Origin of the sequence: uncultured Mobiluncus sp. (genome assembly GCF_963511525.1) — a bacterium.
Taxonomy (GTDB): Bacteria; Actinomycetota; Actinomycetes; order Actinomycetales; family Actinomycetaceae; genus Mobiluncus.
On sequence record NZ_CAUPIY010000016.1, the window covers coordinates 13,823 to 30,334 of the forward strand.

General features: G+C 55.5%; 15 protein-coding genes. 3 read left to right on the forward strand and 12 right to left on the reverse strand.

All coding sequences use genetic code 11. The features are described 5' to 3' along the window. The first annotated feature begins 214 nt into the window (after nt 1-214). Nucleotides 215-736 carry a MarR family transcriptional regulator gene (locus tag RQ935_RS09420; RefSeq protein WP_311498160.1) on the forward strand — a complete coding sequence of 174 codons (522 nt, stop codon included), beginning with the start codon at nt 215-217 and terminating at the stop codon, nt 734-736. On the opposite strand, the gene RQ935_RS09425 is transcribed toward RQ935_RS09420, so the two are convergent. From RQ935_RS09425 to RQ935_RS09470, 10 genes are all read right to left on the reverse strand, one after another. Then, nucleotides 733-1,878 (reverse strand): ABC transporter ATP-binding protein, encoded by a 1,146-nt coding sequence (locus tag RQ935_RS09425; protein ID WP_311498161.1) that lies wholly within the window; start codon nt 1,876-1,878, stop codon nt 733-735. The two genes, RQ935_RS09420 and RQ935_RS09425, sit on opposite strands and share 4 nt — an antisense overlap. Next, nucleotides 1,868-2,788, reverse strand: a complete 921-nt coding sequence (locus tag RQ935_RS09430) for an ABC transporter permease subunit (protein WP_311498162.1) — start codon at nt 2,786-2,788, stop codon at nt 1,868-1,870. Before RQ935_RS09430 ends, RQ935_RS09425 begins: the two co-directional genes overlap by 11 nt. Beyond that, nucleotides 2,779-3,714, reverse strand: a complete 936-nt coding sequence (locus RQ935_RS09435; RefSeq protein WP_311498163.1) for an ABC transporter permease subunit — start codon at nt 3,712-3,714, stop codon at nt 2,779-2,781. Before RQ935_RS09435 ends, RQ935_RS09430 begins: the two co-directional genes overlap by 10 nt. 58 nt (nt 3,715-3,772) lie before the next feature. Beyond that, nucleotides 3,773-4,918, reverse strand: coding sequence for an ABC transporter substrate-binding protein (locus RQ935_RS09440; protein WP_311498164.1), 1,146 nt, complete (start codon nt 4,916-4,918; stop codon nt 3,773-3,775). 102 nt (nt 4,919-5,020) lie between these two features. Continuing rightward, nucleotides 5,021-5,989 (reverse strand): 4-(cytidine 5'-diphospho)-2-C-methyl-D-erythritol kinase, encoded by a 969-nt coding sequence (ispE, locus tag RQ935_RS09445; RefSeq protein WP_311498165.1) that lies wholly within the window; start codon nt 5,987-5,989, stop codon nt 5,021-5,023. Beyond that, a complete protein-coding gene (gene rsmA / locus RQ935_RS09450; RefSeq protein WP_311498166.1) occupies nt 5,986-6,915 on the reverse strand; it encodes a 16S rRNA (adenine(1518)-N(6)/adenine(1519)-N(6))-dimethyltransferase RsmA in 930 nt (309 codons plus the stop codon). Before rsmA ends, ispE begins: the two co-directional genes overlap by 4 nt. 9 nt (nt 6,916-6,924) lie before the next feature. Next, nucleotides 6,925-8,097 carry a transglycosylase family protein gene (locus tag RQ935_RS09455; RefSeq protein WP_311498167.1) on the reverse strand — a complete coding sequence of 391 codons (1,173 nt, stop codon included), beginning with the start codon at nt 8,095-8,097 and terminating at the stop codon, nt 6,925-6,927. A 130-nt stretch (nt 8,098-8,227) separates the two neighbouring features. After that, a complete protein-coding gene (locus tag RQ935_RS09460) occupies nt 8,228-9,199 on the reverse strand; it encodes a TatD family hydrolase (RefSeq protein ID WP_311498168.1) in 972 nt (323 codons plus the stop codon). Nucleotides 9,200-9,220: 21 nt separating this feature from the next. After that, complete coding sequence (gene metG, locus RQ935_RS09465; protein WP_311498169.1) at nt 9,221-11,038, reverse strand: methionine--tRNA ligase; 1,818 nt, start codon at nt 11,036-11,038, stop codon at nt 9,221-9,223. Nucleotides 11,039-11,068: 30 nt separating this feature from the next. Beyond that, entirely contained in the window at nt 11,069-12,826 is a 1,758-nt protein-coding gene (locus RQ935_RS09470; RefSeq protein WP_311498170.1) for a phospholipid carrier-dependent glycosyltransferase, read from the reverse strand. Nucleotides 12,827-12,860: 34 nt separating this feature from the next. Here RQ935_RS09470 and rsmI point away from each other — a divergent pair, with 34 nt between their 5' ends. Continuing rightward, nucleotides 12,861-13,727 carry a 16S rRNA (cytidine(1402)-2'-O)-methyltransferase gene (gene rsmI, locus RQ935_RS09475; RefSeq protein ID WP_311498172.1) on the forward strand — a complete coding sequence of 289 codons (867 nt, stop codon included), beginning with the start codon at nt 12,861-12,863 and terminating at the stop codon, nt 13,725-13,727. On the opposite strand, the gene amrS is transcribed toward rsmI, so the two are convergent. Continuing rightward, nucleotides 13,724-14,776: an AmmeMemoRadiSam system radical SAM enzyme gene (gene amrS, locus RQ935_RS09480; RefSeq protein ID WP_311498171.1), complete on the reverse strand. Its 1,053-nt coding sequence runs from the start codon at nt 14,774-14,776 to the stop codon at nt 13,724-13,726. The genes rsmI and amrS overlap by 4 nt on opposite strands. A gap of 22 nt (nt 14,777-14,798) precedes the next feature. Between amrS and RQ935_RS09485 the strand changes: the two genes are divergently transcribed. Further along, complete coding sequence (locus RQ935_RS09485) at nt 14,799-15,536, forward strand: glycerophosphoryl diester phosphodiesterase (RefSeq protein WP_295027754.1); 738 nt, start codon at nt 14,799-14,801, stop codon at nt 15,534-15,536. A 22-nt stretch (nt 15,537-15,558) separates the two neighbouring features. Here the strand turns inward: RQ935_RS09485 and RQ935_RS09490 are convergent, their stop codons facing one another. After that, nucleotides 15,559-16,386, reverse strand: coding sequence for a Sir2 family NAD-dependent protein deacetylase (locus tag RQ935_RS09490; protein ID WP_295027757.1), 828 nt, complete (start codon nt 16,384-16,386; stop codon nt 15,559-15,561). Between the last annotated feature and the right edge of the window lie 126 nt (nt 16,387-16,512).

Here is a 16,512-nt window from a genome sequence, read left to right on the forward strand (position 1 = left end):
TTTAGAAAGTCGAGGCTGCTTAACTTTCCCGTATGTCGCTAGCATCGCAAGTACGTGCAGTACTCGCAATATTTTTATACTTTGCAAGCACCCCTCTAAAGACTTCCAATAGTCCCCAGGAAAGTATTTCGGGGCCACAAAGATTTTCTCCGCGACAAAGATTCTCGACCTCAAGTATTATTAAAGAAGTTTTTTCCCGCAATAGGACGGTGCTATGGTTCCCCCCTCCGCTTTACCCGATGGTGACGAAGTCGACGGCATTCTCAAGGCTTGGCGCTCCCTGCTGCCCCGTGCTGATTTAACTCCGCTTTCAGTGTTCTCCCGAGTCTCCCGCCTCGCCCGTCACCTCGACCAGGCACGTCGTGAAGCATTCTCTTCAGTAGACTTGGAGCCCTGGGCTTTCGATGTGCTTTCCGCCCTGCGCCGGGCAGGAGAGCCCTTTTCCTTGACCCCAGGCGTACTTATGCAGCAATCGCTGGTGTCCTCGGGGACTATGACGAATCGTATCGACCGTTTGGAAGAACGCGGATTGGTTCGTCGCTGCGCCCATCCGGAGGATCGCCGCGCCATTTTGGTGGAACTCACCGAAGACGGCAAGAGGCACGCTGATGCGGCGATAACCAAGCTGATGGCTACGGAACGGGATTGGTTAGGCGATCTATCCGAAGCGGACGTAAACGAATTGGCTCGGCTGTTGCGGGCGGTGCTGCTCCCCTTCGATGCCCAATCTCGCTAGGAAACCTGAGAGGGTTGTCTGTCCTCGACCTTCGTCACCACTTTGATAGGGTCCGCCTGGGGGACGTCGTCAGGAGACACCGCCAATACAGCTTTCGGCTCAATCCGCAGCGCCACACGTTGCCCCTTCGTGACCATCATGGATTCCGAAGGCGTTATCTGAGATGTCAACGTGATTCCCGAAGGCATCTCTACCTCGACTTTCGCGGTAGATCCCAGGAAAGTCAGGTTTTTCACCACGCCTTGATTGGCTAATCGGGGGGCGTTGGGCTGCACCATCTCCAGCTGCACGGATTCGGGACGCACCAAAATTGTGGCCTCACCGTTGGTTCGTTTCGTCGAGGCTTTCAGAATCGGAATTTCTTGGTCCCCTACAAAAGCCGAACCATCCCGAATCAAAGCGGGAATACGGCTCGATTCACCGATAAAAGTCGCCACAAACTCATTTGCGGGCTCGTTATATAACTCCCAAGGCTCGGCAATTTGCTGCAGCTTGCCGTCTTTCATCACACCGACCCGGTCGGCCACAGCCAAAGCCTCCTCCTGGTCGTGCGTCACGAACAGGGTCGTCAACCCAGATTGCAGCTGAAGTCGGCGGATTTCTCCGCGCAACTGTACCCGCACTTTGGCATCCAAAGCCGAGAGCGGCTCATCGAGAGCCAACACCGCGGGTCGCAACACCAAAGCTCGTGCCAGGGCAACCCGCTGCTGCTGACCCCCGGACATCTGGTGGGTGTACTTATCAGCTTGGTTAGCCAGACCCACCATCTCCAGGGCTTCCATAGCCTGATGGACGCGACGTTTAGAGTCGACCTTGCGCACCGTCAGCCCGAACTCTACGTTTTGGCGTACTGTCATATTGGGAAACAGGGAATACTGTTGAAACACCATCGCCATATTCCGCTTTGCCGCGGAGGTGTGGGTGATGTCTCGCCCGTTGACCACAATGTGGCCCGAGTCGACCTGCATTAAGCCTGTCAGAGCCCGTAACGCGGTCGTTTTCCCGCATCCTGAGGGCCCCAGCAGCACAACGAGTTCCCCACTGTGGAATTCACAGTTGAAATGATCCAGCGCCTGGGTGCGTCCGTATTGTTTGTTCAGATCCCGAAGCTCAACCTCGGCACCAACAGCCTCATTTGGCATTTTTCTCTCTCTTCTTTTTCAATTCGTAGCTCACGATTTCCAACATCATCAACACCACGATGCCAAACACCATGGTCAGCAGAGCCAGCGCGGTTGCCGTCATAGAGTCGTCTTGACCCAACTGGAAAATAGCGACCTGCAGATTGTTGCGATTCAACAGCGACGCAATGGTGAACTCTCCCAGCACTACAGAAATAGTGATAAAGGATGCGGCCCCAATGGCTCCGCGAAGGTTGGGAATAATGACTTTGAACATGACCGTAGACCACGGTGCCCCTAGGGAACGCGCGGCTTCAACCAGGGTCTTTACCGGAATCGTCGAGAACCCGGCATCGAGCGCCCGGTACGCGAAGGGTAGCGCCAAGATGGTGTAGGCAAAAGCTAGCCAGATTGGATGCGTGTTCAACAGGTTAATCGAAATAAATCGATATATCGGCCCTAGACCGACCACCAACACGATGGCGGGAATCGCGAGGGGAAGCAGGCAAATAAACTCCACCACGCGAGACAGTTTGGAAGGGCGGATTTTTAGCGCCAGCATGGTTGGCAACAACAAAGCCAGCATCAGCACCACCGTAAACACGCTCAATCCCAAGGAATTCAACACACCGTCCCACAGAATCGACATATCTGCCCCGGAAGCGGTGGTCCCCGACAAGCTAAAGATGGATTGCCAAGCCCCGCCTGACCATGCCCCGGTGAGGGGAAACCGCACCGAAAAAATTAACATACCCAGCAGTGGTATAAATAAAAACAGCAGTACGGCGACGAGGATTACCCACTGGTAAATTGCTACGCCCAGGGGCGTCTGCCACTTACGGCTTGCCCGGTGTGACGTGACCTCGGTTGAAGGGGCTGCCAGCAGGGTCTCCGCTTTAGAATTTACGGAATTCGTGAGGTTTACTCCCATTTCGCCGTCCTCTTTTGCAGTTGTGCGTAAGCTGTCATCACCACAGCCACTACGACCACCATCAACAGGGCGAGGGACTGCGCGAACCCGTTTTGCCCGATGTCTTGCTCGTTACGCAGTGCGCTTTGAATCATCAGCGGCACCAGGATGGAGCGTTGCGTAAACAGTGCTGCCGCGGTGGCGTAAGCAGAAAAAGCGTTTGAAAATAACAGCAAAAAGGCACCGAGGAATCGCGGCCACAGAATCGGACCCGCCACCCGGAACCAATAGTCCCAAGTCGAGCCCCCCAAGTTCACGGTCGCTTCCTTCCACTGGGGACGCAGCGAGTCCATCGCCGGTAAGAACACGATAATCATCAGGGGAATCTGGAAGTAGCAATACACCAGCACCAGCCCCGGCAGGGAGGCCAGCCAGTTAGGATCCAGCTGAATTCCGGTGGTCGCGAACAGAATCTGAGTGCCGATACCGTTAATCCCGATGGTGGCGATGAATGCAAAAGCCAGCATGACCCCGCCAAACTGCGCCAATACGGAAGATACGGCATTGATTAGGCGGCGCAGCAAACCGGTTTGGCTGGAACGAGCCACCAGGGCATAACAGGCCAGTGCCCCCACTACGGCCCCAATCAAAGCCGAAGCGATGGAGACAAAAACTGAGGTACCCAGCGATTCTAGAGTGTTCTTTTCACCCAGACGCGCCAAGTTTGTCAAGGTAAATCCCCCCGTCGCGCTGGTGAAGGCTCCCGCAATCACGATTGCAGTGGGGGTGAGCAAGAATATTGCCACATAGAGGAAAAACGGGATAGTGACCAGGTTCGTGGACTTGCGCCGCCGCCCCGACGAGGGGTACCAGGTCTTTGACTCGGCTAGTAACTGTCCGCGCCAACCAGTTCGTTTATTGACCTCTGGTTTTACGTCTGTAGGCACGAGCCGGGAGCCCGGATCAGTATCCGAGCTCCCTGGCCGTGTATCTTCTTGAACAGGCTTAGTTACCAATAGCCTTGTCCCAATTCTGCTGCAACCAAGTGGTGATTCGAGCCGAATCATCCGGGCTGTAGGTCAACGGAGGCTTAGAGGTTTCGATCAAGGTGGCTTTGGCGTCAGCATCAATGGTGCCGTCCGTTTCCATCTGTTCCATCAGCACCGGCATTGCCCCGCCCTTCATCCAGAGGTTCTGAGCTTCTGGAGTATAGAGGAACTCCTGCCACAAACGTGCCGCGGCCGGGTGGGGAGCTTCCTTGTTGATGGCCTGCTGGTAATAGCTGCCGACCTCGGTGCCAGGAAACACGATTACTCCCCATTCAACTCCTTGACCCTTTAAGCGGTCACGAGTCGAAATTTGGTTGTAGGACCAGTCGAACACCGCGGCGGTCTGACCGGAATCGATGGTGGCCGAGGTTACATCAATGGTGTTCAAGTTGCCGAGGCTCTTGAGTTCCTTAAAGAAATCCAGACCCGGCTGGAGGTTTTGCAAATCCCCACCATTGGCCAGATTCGCCATAATAAAGCCATTGAATGCCGCCCCGGCTTCCGCGGGTTTGCCGTTGAGCGAGACGACGCCAGCAAACTTCGGGTCTTTCAAGTCCTCAATGGACTTGACATCACCGTACTTGGTCTTATTCCAGCCCAGAGACATCACACCGGTGTAATCAGGGGTGTACAGCTTGTCTTTATTCTTAAGTTTCGGATCAATCTTTGCTGCCCCTTGAGTTTCATACGTCGCGAAATACTGGGTGGAATCCACGGCTACGGCTAAACCAACATCAACGGTGTCCGGAGCTTTATCCGTCCCGGCGTTCGTCTTAATGGCATCAATTTCTTCTTTCGAAGACGCATTGGGGCTCTGTTCGTTTACGGTGATTTCGGGATATTTCTTTTTGAACGCCTCAATCACTCCCCCCCAGTTTGACCAGTCGTGGGGCAGCGCAATGAGGTTCAACTGACCCTCTGCCTTAGCCGCTTTTTCCAGCCCTTCCATTCCCCCAAAGTCATCAATGGAAGCAGCTGCCTGATACTTGGTCTTGTCTGCGGTGTTTTCCGCGTTTACCGCGCTGCCGCCACAAGCTGTCAATCCCAATGAGGCGCTGACCAGGATAGCGGCGCCTGCCATCAGAGAAAATTTCTTGTTCAAGGGTTTTCCTTTCCTGAAACTGTATTAGCGTCTCTAGGTTAGGAAACTCGCGTTAGGACTTACCTGCTTAAATTGTTAAGACTGTGTAAGTTCCCCTTTTCACTAGTTAAATCTTGCGGATGAGGAGCCCTGATATTCGCCGTTTACCGGTCCAACAGCACTGAAAACTCGTGCTACCAAAGGGTGGGTGCCAAGCCTCTGCGCCACTTTTTCTTGGGAGGGTGCGTCCGGGCACAGGGCGGCGATGGTCGGACCAGAGCCAGAAACGATAGCTTTCAAAGCCCCGGCCTGTTCTGCGGCGGCGATGATCTGGGATAGTTCAGGGAAAATGTTCAGGGCACCGGCCTGCAGATCGTTGTGAAGGTATCCGGCCAGCTCGGCGATGTCCCCGTCCAGAGCTGCCAAAAAGTCTGGTGAGAGCCCAGCGGGCAGCGGCTGCGGATGGGGAACCAGCCCGTCGAAAGCCTCAAAGACTTTTGGTGTGGACAGTCCACGGTGGGAAACAGCTAGGACCCAATAACATTTTGTACCGCCCGGTAAACTATGCATATTGTCACCGAAGCCGAGCCCCAACGCGTTTCCCCCGGTTAGGCCGAAAGGCACGTCCGCGCCCAGTTTCGCCCCCAGAGACTGCAGCTCAGCGAGGGTGAATCCCAGTTGGTACAGAAGGTTCGCCGCGTAGAGCACTCCAGCGGCATCGGCTGACCCGCCAGCCATACCGCCCGCCACCGGAATATTTTTCTCAATCGTGATGCTAGTGAAAGGCACTTCGGCACCGGTATCCCGCAAGGCCTCCAGTGCTTTGAGAGCCAGATTTTCCGGTCCATCCAGATTCTTTGGTCCGGTCAATCCCGGCGCCAGCACGGTGTGCACCACATCGGTTTCGCCTGTATCATGGGGCTCCACAGTCAAGTATTCCCCGAGGTCTAGGCACTGAAATACCGTCAATAGTTCGTGGCGGGGCTGTCCGGGGGGTCGCGTCCCCACGCGGAGCAGCAGGTTGACCTTTCCGGGAGCAAACACTTTAAGGCGCCGCCCCGATTGGTTTTCGAGAATTCTCACTCCGCTCATTTTGTATCGCTCGTTCCATAAAGTTTCGCGGCCGCGATTTTTGTGAAGTCTGTGACGCTGAGACGTTCGGCACGTAGGCCCGGCGCAATACCAGCTGCTTCAAGCAAAGCAACAGCCTCATCAGGGGAGCCGGCATACCCAGCCAAAGATTGCCGCAAGGTCTTGCGGCGCTGAGAAAATGCCGCGTTCACCGCTGCGAATACTTCCTTCCTTAACGTTTCGACTGCCTCATCTGTCAAGCCTTCGGGGCTAACTTTCAGGTCCTCCAGCAGTCTCTGACGTACCTCTAAACGCCGAAAATCCACTACGGTCGAGTCCACATTCGGGGCGGGATAAAACACATTTCGCCCCACTTTAAAAGCACGTTTGGCTCTGCCCCACCAGGCCAGTTTCACACTCGGCGCCCCGTATGCCGCGTCAGCGACTCCGGCCACCCAACGGTCAGCCACTTCGGCTTGCACCATGACCAGCGCGCCCTCCAGGCCTGGCAAAACTTCCAAGAAATGCAACAGCAGGGGGGTGGCCACATTGTAGGGCAAGTTTGCTACCAACTGGCGCGGTGTAGCCCACCCTGCGGGGATATCTAGGTCGGAGACCCCCCTAATTTCGAGAGCGTCTTGCGTCATGACGCACAAGTCTGCACTGTTCGCGCCATGTTGACTCACCGTCACCGGCAGGGCGGCCGCGAGGCGCTGGTCAATCTCGATAGCGATAACTTTGCAGCCCTGTTCCAACAAGGCTAGAGTCAACGAACCCAGCCCCGGGCCAATTTCCACCACGGTGTCACCTGGAGAAACGCCCGCCGTGGCCGCAATGCGCCGCACCGTTCCGGGGTCGGTAACGAAATTTTGACCCTTTTTCTTGCTCGGAGAAACCTCTAGGGCAGCACAAAGCTCAAAGATGTCACGGGCACCCAACAAAAACACGTCAGAATTTTAGCGCAAACCGAGCTTCCGGGAGCACGCCGGCCACTGTCCCCAGCCTGAGCGAGCTTGCAGAATCTGAGCCCGGTGAGTCTGTTCCTCTGCCGAAGCCTCAGAAGGCAGACCGGAACCCCCTACTGCCCGCCAAGTCGGTAACGTGAACTGGTACATTCCGTAAAAACCATTGCCCGTATTCGTATCGGGACGCCCACCGGCTTCGCAAAATGCCAGTTTGCTCCAAACGTCACCGGTTGCGGCAATAGGTTGAGAGGCAGGACGTTTCTTCGTGCCGACCGTAACTTTTTCGTTGATCGGTTGGGTAACAACCTTTTCACTCAAGATTTCTTCGGAGGAAACCACACCGTCGATGCTGCGCACCTTCTTGGTGATTTCCTTTGCTCCGGCAACACCCTTCTGCGTCACGACCTTTTCGTCAGTGAACTTCGAATCATCGGTGGTAGTTTCGGTTTCGAACTGAATCGATTCGCTGGCCGTAACGTTTTCTTCCGTGATGCGCTGCACCTGCACGATAGGCGCCGCACCGGGGTTAAACAGCACTTGGACGGTATCCAAGCCGGTCAGCTTCACTTTGTTATGAGCAAGGATGTCCTCCGGGGTGATATCGGACTTCGCGGCTTTCATCTGCGCGGTAGCCCCATCGTGGACCAGCTGGTAAACCTCGCCCGGCGCAAAAAGTGCCAACGGCACGCCTTGCAAATCCTTGCCGCTGGTGCCCACAAATTGCACTGCCTGACCTTCCCAGAGTGCTTTAATCGCCGAGCTAGCGGAGTTTTCGGTCGTGTCGACATCTTTCCTGGCGCCGTTAACCGTGACGGTTAACCCCCGAGAGCTTTCAATAGTAATCTTCATCCCGCTCTTGACGGGGGTTTTGGGTCCGGGGATGATGGAGTCTTTAGGGCTGAAACTCACGCCGTTTTCAGCCAAGAGGTCGGATACTGTAGCCCCCCAGCCGCCGAATTCCTGGACTTTGCCGTCCGCAACCACGGTGGCAGTCTTATGCGCCATCGCAAAGGCGGTGCCGATGCCGGTGCCCAACACCAAAGTAGCTGCCAGAGCGCCAACGAGAGGTACAAAAAACTTTCGTGAGCCTCGAACCGGCTTGGTTTGAAGGTGGCGCGGGGCTCGTTTGGGGGATACGCTCATGTCCGTAGTAGTCTCTTCCATCAACGAAAATGTTACTGAATCGTTATATTTTTGTCCAGCTCGTTATCTATTGTACATCTTTAGTTAACAAAAACCACTACTTTCACATTTTTAACTTTTGCTAACATTCTGGTGCAGACCAGGATAAATCCTAAAACTCATAGACGGCAGTGGCATTGCGATAAGTCTGTTCGCGCAGTTCCTCGCTCGTAACCTGGGTTAGTTCCGCCAAGAAGTCCGCGGTATGTCCAACCAGATAGGAGGCGTTGGGCTGGCCTCGATAGGGCTGAGGTGTCAGATATGGAGCATCTGTTTCAATGAGGCGCAGATGTGCCGGCATTGCTAGGGCTCCAGCTTGGATATCTTGGTTGGCGTGGTAGGTGACGTTTCCCGCAAAAGACGCGTACCAGCCATTTTCTGCCAAAATTTCGGCCAGCTCAGCGTCCCCCGAAAAACAGTGAAAAACCGTTTTTCGAGGTGCCCCGCAGCGCCGCAACATTTCTACGCAATCCTGATGGGCGTCACGGTCATGAATCTGCAGGGGTAAATCCAAGGCCTTCGCCAACTCGATATGTGCCGCAAATGCTTGCTTTTGCGCTTCCTTACCCGTTTCGGCAGTGCGAAAATAGTCCAAACCGGTTTCTCCGATAGCCACCACTGCCTCTGGAAAATCACGAGCTGTCCGCTCCACCGCCGCCAAAGCATCATCGAGGGACGTTTCCTGCCAGGGTTCACGCGTCTGCACCACGTTATCCGGCGCCGTATCCAAAATCCCCAAGTGACGCGGAGCATCGTTAGGATGAATGGCCACCGCAAACCGCACCATTTCAAAAGCGGAGCCGGAAAAACGCTCGCGGTCGGAACCCAGCACCCGAACTTCCGGAAGGCTGCACAGAGAGACAACGACTCGTTGCACTCCGGATTGTACCGCCCGTTCCATTTGTTCTTCCGCGCTGAGCCGCACTCCGGCGGAATCGCTGACATAGTCCCCCGGAAGCAAAGGCAGATGCGTGTGATTGTCAAACAACCTGCCGGTACCAAACGGTCTTTCCCCGCCGTCAAAAGGCTGGCCGCTCACCGGTACGGGCGGCCACACCTTAGGCTTTGACTTACGTTTACTCACCAGCGTCCTCGCAACTTCGTGTTACTTATGCAGCAGGTTCGCGTACCGTTCGTGTTCTTCCTCAACGACAGACTCGTCCAGCTTCTGGAATACCGGAGCTGGTTTCGCCACCGCTTGCCCCACCTGTACCGGATGACGCTCCCATGTCGGGGCGTTGCGGTAATCTCCGGTGATAATCGGGTAAGTGCGGTCGCTTCCATCCTCGTTTTTCACGTCCAAGTCGACGACTTCTTCGATTCGCGGCAGGGGCGCCACATTCCCAGTCCCGCCCAGAACCTTGTCAATAGCGTTGGACGAAGTCGGCAAGAATGGCGACATCATCAGGTTCAAATCCGTCACCACCTGGGCTAGGACGTGCAGGATTGTTCCGAGCCTCTCGCGCTGCGACTCGTCTTTCAGTTTGAAAGGCTCCGTGGTGGTCACGTAGCGGTTAGCCTCCCCCACCAGGCGCATAATCTCTGCTAGAGCAGCCTTTTGGTGATGGCTTTCGATGAGGCCACCCACGGTTTCGAATCCGGCACCGACAGCATCCAATAGTGCCTGATCCTCAGCCGTGAAATCGCCGGCCGGAGGAATCTCGCCAAATTTCTTTGAAATCATGGAGGCCGTGCGGTTGACCAGGTTGCCCCAGGCAGCCACCAACTCGGAGTTCGTGCGCCGCACGAACTCGCTCCAGGTAAAATCAGAATCCTGGTTTTCCGGCCCCGCCGCAGAGATGAAATACCGCAGCGCATCGACTTGGTAGCGAGACAGCATATCGCGCACATAAATCACAATTCCGCGTGAGGAGGCAAATTTCTTGCCTTCCATGGTCAAGAATTCTGAGGAAACTACCTCGGTGGGCAAGTTCAGGACACCTAAGTCGCCAGGCTGACCACCCAAGTCTCCGCGCCCGTTGTAGCCCAGAATTTCGGCGGGCCAAATCTGGGAGTGAAACACGATATTGTCCTTGCCCATGAAGTAATAGGACAGGGCTTCGGGGTCATTCCACCACTGCCGCCAATCCTCTGGGGACTTGCCAAAACGACGCGCCCACTCAATGGAAGCCGAGAGGTAACCGATTACCGCATCAAACCAAACATAGAGACGCTTGGGCTGATCCTCCCACCCGGGAATGGGGATACCCCAGTCAATATCGCGAGTCATAGCCCGCGGTTTAATGTCTTTTAAGAAGTTCTTGGAGAACTTGATGACGTTGGGGCGCCAATTACCGTTCTTTTCCCGGTCGTCGAGCCACTCATTCAAGGCTTTGGCGAGAGCCGGTAAATCTAAGAAATAGTGGTCGGTTTCCACAAATTCCGGGGTCTCGCCGTTGATCTTGGAACGCGGGCGAATTAGGTCGGTGGGGTCGAGCTGGTTGCCGCAAGCATCGCACTGGTCTCCCCGGGCTCCTTCCGCCCCGCAGATGGGGCAAGTCCCCTCAATATAGCGGTCTGGAAGGGTGCGTCCGGTGGAAGGAGAAATCGCGCCCCGGGTGGTCTGCACCTTCATGTAGCCGTTATCTCGCACCACTTTGAACATGGCGCGAACAGTCTCATAGTGATTGCCCGTGGTGGTGCGGGTAAACAAATCGTAAGACAGGCCCAGCTGACACAAATCCTCCACGATTGCCCGGTTGTTTTGGTTCGCCAATTCTCGCGGGGTCAGCCCAGCAGCCTCGGCCGCGACCAGAATTGGCGTGCCGTGCTCGTCCGTGCCGGACACCATCAGCACATCGTGGCCCCGCATCCGCATATAGCGGGAAAAAACATCCGAGGGAATTCCGAAACCAGCAACGTGCCCGATGTGACGCGGGCCATTAGCATAGGGCCAAGCGACGGCAGAGAGTATATGAGTCATGACTCTATCCTAACGCCGCCGGTAAGTTCCCTAAATCCAGTATGCCCACTTCGTGTTGGGATTATTCAGCCACATTCGCCACCCGTAGTGGTCTTCGGGCATAGGCATACCGGTCCAGATGGGGAAAAAGAACACTGCCGCCATGAAAATGAACACTACGATTACCAGGGCAGTGATGAACTCGCCTCGGGAAACTTGGCTCAAGTCAGGCACCAGATTGTATCGACTGGTCCAATTTCGGTCTTTGGTGATTCGCCAAGCCCCCATCAGCAAACCCAACAGATACACCACCGCCATAATCATGAACGGCGAGATAACCACCGTGTAAAAAGTAAATATGGTTCGATTGGAATACACCAGCCAGGGCAGCCAAGTAGCCATATATCCGGTGAAGATTAACCCGGCACGCCAGTCGAGGAACCCGAAAGCCGCCACAATAACCAGTATGAACGCCACAAATCCGACCCACCATAGAACCGGGTTACCCAACGAGTTGACCGCCTCAATACATCTGCTGGCTCCGCAGTCTCCCGGCACTTCTTCGTAATAAAACGAGGTGGGACGCAGCTGCAAAAGCCAGCCCCACGGATTAGCCATGTAGGGGTGGGTAGCGTCCAGGTTAGTGTGGAAAACAAAAATCTGGCGATGATAATCGAGCCAATCCGCCACCAAACCGCGATTGGTGTGACCCCACGCTTGTGAATGGGTAAACCATCCCATCCAGGAAACCACGTAGGTCAGGAAGGCAATCGGCACCAGGTTTACGAAAGCAGGAAGCCCTCCGGTCAGGACTGACGACCCAATCCAGCGCGGCTCGGTGCGCCACCTGGCAGATAGCTCTCGAATAAACACAAAAATCCCAAAGACCGCCACCACATAGAGCCCCGACCATTTCACGCTCATGGCCAGGCCAAAGGCGATGCCCGCCGCGAAAAGCCAGGGCCGCCACCAATAGCTTGGCCCCCAAGAAAGCGCAAAGCGAGAATAGTCAGGGGCTCTGCTGGAGTTGGTTGTCTGGCGCTTGCTGCCGGGCAAGGTTTCCGCACTCTCGCTGCCCGCACGCCGAAAACGTTGACGCAGCTTTTCGGTGTGTCTGGCCGCATCGATGTCTTGGAGGGCAGCGATTAGCCGGGGGCGATAGCTGAGTTGATCGCGAATAACGTACAGCACCCCCAGAAGGATAAACATTTCCAGGATAATGTCGAGGATGGCGGTGCGGGACAGGGCGATTTGTACGCCGTCCAAACCCATCAGAACGGAGGCGAGGGTGGCCATTTTGGCGTTGCCAAACAACTCCCACACGATACGCCCCACCAGGTAGACCGCTACCGCGCCCGCCACGCAGACCGCGATACGCCACCCAAAAGGTTGATTGCCGAACAGTTTGATTCCCAGCCCAATCAGCCATTTTCCCACGGTGGGATGCACCACGAAAGAACCTTCCAGCGGGGTTTTGAAACTCCCGGAGATAAACGTGGGGTCGTAATCTTTAGGCCACTGCACTTCGTAGCCGCGTTTGATTAGGCCGTAGGCATCTTTGACATAATACGTTTCGTCAAAAATCAGGGTTTTGATTGCCCCCAGACGCACCACCCGAGTCAAAAACACCAGAAAGGCCACCACCAGAGGTCCCAGCCATCCCCAGAGGTATTCCCGCTCCCCGCGTTGGGGCCGTGCTCGGAAAGCGCTTCCCACGAAGGCCGGCCTACCCGGATGCAGCAGCAGGGCCAGGCCGGATGCGGGAGCGTTTCGGTACTCCGTAGGTGCGGGTCGAGGTGGGATATTCACGCCTCAAGTTTAATGGAAGAATGGAACGGTGAGCATGGATTATCCCCCGGTGTTTGAGGAAGTAAACCTAGTTCTGGCCGGAACCCCAATCGGAAATGTCGGCGACGGCTCACCCCGTTTACGCGAGGCGCTTCGCACCGCCGAGGTCGTGGCTTGCGAAGATACCCGTCGGACCCGAGATTTAGCCCGCCGCCTGGGAATTGAAATGTCCGCCCGCCTGTTGGCTTATCATGAGCATAATGAAGCCGCGATGACCCCGGAATTGTTGAGCCTAGCCCGCGACGGCAAACGGGTTCTGCAGGTTTCAGATGCAGGAATGCCAGGAATTTCAGACCCGGGGTTTCGACTGAGCCAAGCTGCCGCACAGGCTGGAATACCGTTTACGGTTCTCCCTGGTCCTTCCGCTCCGCTGCTGGCTTTGGTGGGTTCGGGTTTGCCTACAGATTCTTTCACTTTCGTGGGGTTCTTGCCGCGGAAGCCCGCTGCTTTGTACCAGACGTTACAATCTCTCTCGGCTCGCAGCGAGTCCCTGATTTTCTTGGAGTCGCCCCGCCGAACCATCGAGACGCTGGACGCTATGGTTCAGGTTTTCGGCCCCGCTCGAACGGCTGCACTGGCGCGAGAACTGACGAAAACCCATGAAGAATTTATCAGGGGTACCTTGGAATCTGTACATCTCGAATTGCGCTCACGTCCCGAGGTGTTAGGCGAAATTGTTATCGTCGTCCAAGGAGCACCCGCCGGGGGTCAGGCTGAATCCCCAACACAGCACCTGGAAAAAATGGAACAGCTGGTACACAATGGGGTGAAGACAAAAGCAGCGGCTAAGCTCATTGCGACCTGGTTCGGCGGCTCCGCTAATGAACTTTTTTCCTCTTATCTTGAGGGAAAAAGCGACTAAGTCCAGACTCCAGGGATGACAGTTGCGCAGCGGGGACATTGTCCCGACTCCCCAACCGTGTTTTCGCAAACGTTGAACCAGTCTCGCACGATGAGTGAAGCTCCGCACCCGGGACAAAACGTGCTTCCCCCCTCACGGTCGCGCACGTTGCCGATATAGACGAAACGAATTCCTTCACCTTGTGCAATTTCTCGCGCTCGCTGCAACGTTTTTGCCGGGGTTCGCGGCACATCACGCATCTTCCAATCAGGATGGAAAGCCGAGAAATGCAGTGGAACGTCCGGTCCAACATTTTCGACTATCCACTTCGCAAGGTTCCGAATTTCCGTGTCAGAATCGTTATGACCGGGAATCAGCAGCGTGGTCAGTTCTACCCAGCACTCGGTTTCGTTGCATACGTAAGCAATAGTTTCCAATACATCGCGCAAATGAGCGCCGGTCAAATGCCAATAGAAATCGTCAGTAAACCCCTTTAGATCGAGGTTGGCTGCGTCCATTTCCGCATACATCTCGCGCCGCGGTTCGGCACAGATATACCCGGCACTCACCGCTACTGTCCGCAGTTTCTCAGTGTGGCAGGCTCTCGCGGTGTCTATGGCATATTCGGCAAAAATCGTGGGATCGTTATAGGTGAAAGCAACCGATTGTGCCCCGTAGTGCACCGCCAAATCCGCGATTTCCCCAGGGCTGACAGCCGTGGTTAAACGGTCGTTTTCCCGGGCTTTGGAGATGTCCCAGTTTTGGCAAAACTGGCAGTTCAGGTTACATCCTGCCGTTCCGAAAGACAGCACCTGAGAACCTGGCAGGAAATGGTACAGCGGCTTTTTTTCGATGGGATCGAGCCCCAAACCGGAACAGCGCCCGTAGGTATCCAGCACCATTTTTTGACCTTGAGCCATCCGGGTATAACAAAATCCTCTTTGTCCATCGCGCAGCGTACAGGCACGGGGGCATAAGTCGCAGCGAATTCGGCCGTCCTCACGCAAAGTCCACCACTTTGCGACTCGGTCTCGACTTTTCATGTCAGTAGTTTCAAACCCATCACCCATAAATCAACCTTAGACTGAAACCATGAAAATTTTTGCGCACCGAGGTCTGAACCGGAAAGCACCGGAAAACACGATGACCGCCTTCCGGCTGGCTCACGAAGCCGGTGTGGAATGGATGGAAACTGACGTCGATATTCTGGGAGACGGCACCGCTGTTATCCTGCATGATTCCACGTTGGACCGTACCACAGACCACAGCGGTTCAATGTATAACCTGAAGTTCTCGGATCTCTCTGAGATTTCTGCGGGAGCAAAATTCGGTGACGGCACCAGTTACCGCCACGAAAGAATTCCCCTGCTCACCGACCTTTTGGCATTCCTCAGAGAAAGCCATATGAAGTGCAATCTGGAAGTGAAATCTAACGAAGCTGGCGGCGCTATGTCTCGTCTGTTGATTGACACTGTTTTACGCGAAATCCGAGACGTACGGCCTGAAGATTTGTTCATCAGCTCGTTCAATCACGTATTTCTGTACCAGATTCACCAGCAACGTCCCGATCTACAGCTGGCCTGCCTATTTACTAAAGAATGTCTGTGGTATGACGCGATTAGCCGCTGCGAACAGGTCGGCGCCACCGCGATTCATCCCGAGGACAGCGGACTCACCGCCGAAATAACTCGGCGTCTCAAGGACGCGGGGCTACAGATAAACGTGTGGACCGTCAACGATCCTTCCCGCGCTCGAGAACTCGCCAGTTGGGGAGTCGATGGGATTTTTACTGATATAGCTGATGATATGCGCGCGGCTTTGGACCACTGAGCGGCGCTGAGTTATCCTTCCGTCAGGCTCCCAGTAAATCCGCCAAGGCCGTCAAGCATTGGGAAGCTCCGCCTTCGATACGCAGGTCCGCCGCCCGGTCGTACATGGTGCGCCCCCGATTGATGATGGCTAATGGAGCTCCTTTTGCTAAGCCGGCCTGCATCACATAAGTCGCTGTCCCCACCACCAGCGAAGAACCGACTACCACCACTACGTCTGCCTTTGCCGCGGCTGCATATGCCCGAGACATCACCTCTGTGGGCAGCAATTGTCCAAAAAACACGACAGCGGGTTTCAGCAATCCGCCGCAACGCTCACAAGGCACGGTTTTGAACGTGCAGGCCTCAGCGGCTTTCCGGTCCGCCACCGCCAGGATAGCGACGTGCGCAGGATTCAGGTCAAGTGGATAATCCGGGTTTGCCTCAGTGAGCCGTTCGTGCAGCGCTTGCCTGTCGGTCACTTCCCCACAATCCACGCACTCCACTCGCACGAAAGAACCGTGCATCTCATAGACTTCCTTACACCCGGCTTTCAGATCCAGGCCGTCAACGTTTTGGGTAGCGATGCCGGTCAACAGCCCGGCACGTTCCAGTCTCGCTTGCGCTAGATGTGCTGGAGCAGGGTCAAGGGACAACATGGTTTGCCAAGTCTGGTGGTTGCGAGCCCAGACCCAGCGCTGCCACACCGGGTCACTCACAAACTGGTCGTATTCCACCGAGGGAATCTCGGTGTTACCTTTACCACGATAATCGGGAATGCCGGTGTCGGTAGACATGCCAGCCCCCGTGACCAGCACCGTCTTTTTCCCTCTCATCCATCCCGCCAAAGTTTCCAGCTGTTGGCGTGTCATTTCATCAAGATTGTCGAGGTTGCTCACGTTTCCATCCTACGCCGAGCAACTCGGTACGAAGCCGTGTTTACGGGGTTCTCTAGTTGGGTGGGTGTTTAAACGGGTTTCGCCCCCCAGGGGTGGGGG

Coding starts and splice junctions, on each gene's coding strand:
- RQ935_RS09455 (WP_311498167.1), bottom strand. CDS start 8,097: ATGGAAGAGACTACTACGGACATGAGCGTATCCCCCAAACGAGCCCCG.
- RQ935_RS09485 (WP_295027754.1), top strand. CDS start 14,799: ATGAAAATTTTTGCGCACCGAGGTCTGAACCGGAAAGCACCGGAAAAC.
- metG (WP_311498169.1), bottom strand. CDS start 11,038: ATGACTCATATACTCTCTGCCGTCGCTTGGCCCTATGCTAATGGCCCG.
- rsmI (WP_311498172.1), top strand. CDS start 12,861: ATGGATTATCCCCCGGTGTTTGAGGAAGTAAACCTAGTTCTGGCCGGA.
- RQ935_RS09420 (WP_311498160.1), top strand. CDS start 215: ATGGTTCCCCCCTCCGCTTTACCCGATGGTGACGAAGTCGACGGCATT.
- ispE (WP_311498165.1), bottom strand. CDS start 5,989: ATGAGCGGAGTGAGAATTCTCGAAAACCAATCGGGGCGGCGCCTTAAA.
- RQ935_RS09425 (WP_311498161.1), bottom strand. CDS start 1,878: ATGCCAAATGAGGCTGTTGGTGCCGAGGTTGAGCTTCGGGATCTGAAC.
- RQ935_RS09490 (WP_295027757.1), bottom strand. CDS start 16,386: ATGACACGCCAACAGCTGGAAACTTTGGCGGGATGGATGAGAGGGAAA.
- amrS (WP_311498171.1), bottom strand. CDS start 14,776: ATGGGTGATGGGTTTGAAACTACTGACATGAAAAGTCGAGACCGAGTC.
- RQ935_RS09430 (WP_311498162.1), bottom strand. CDS start 2,788: ATGGGAGTAAACCTCACGAATTCCGTAAATTCTAAAGCGGAGACCCTG.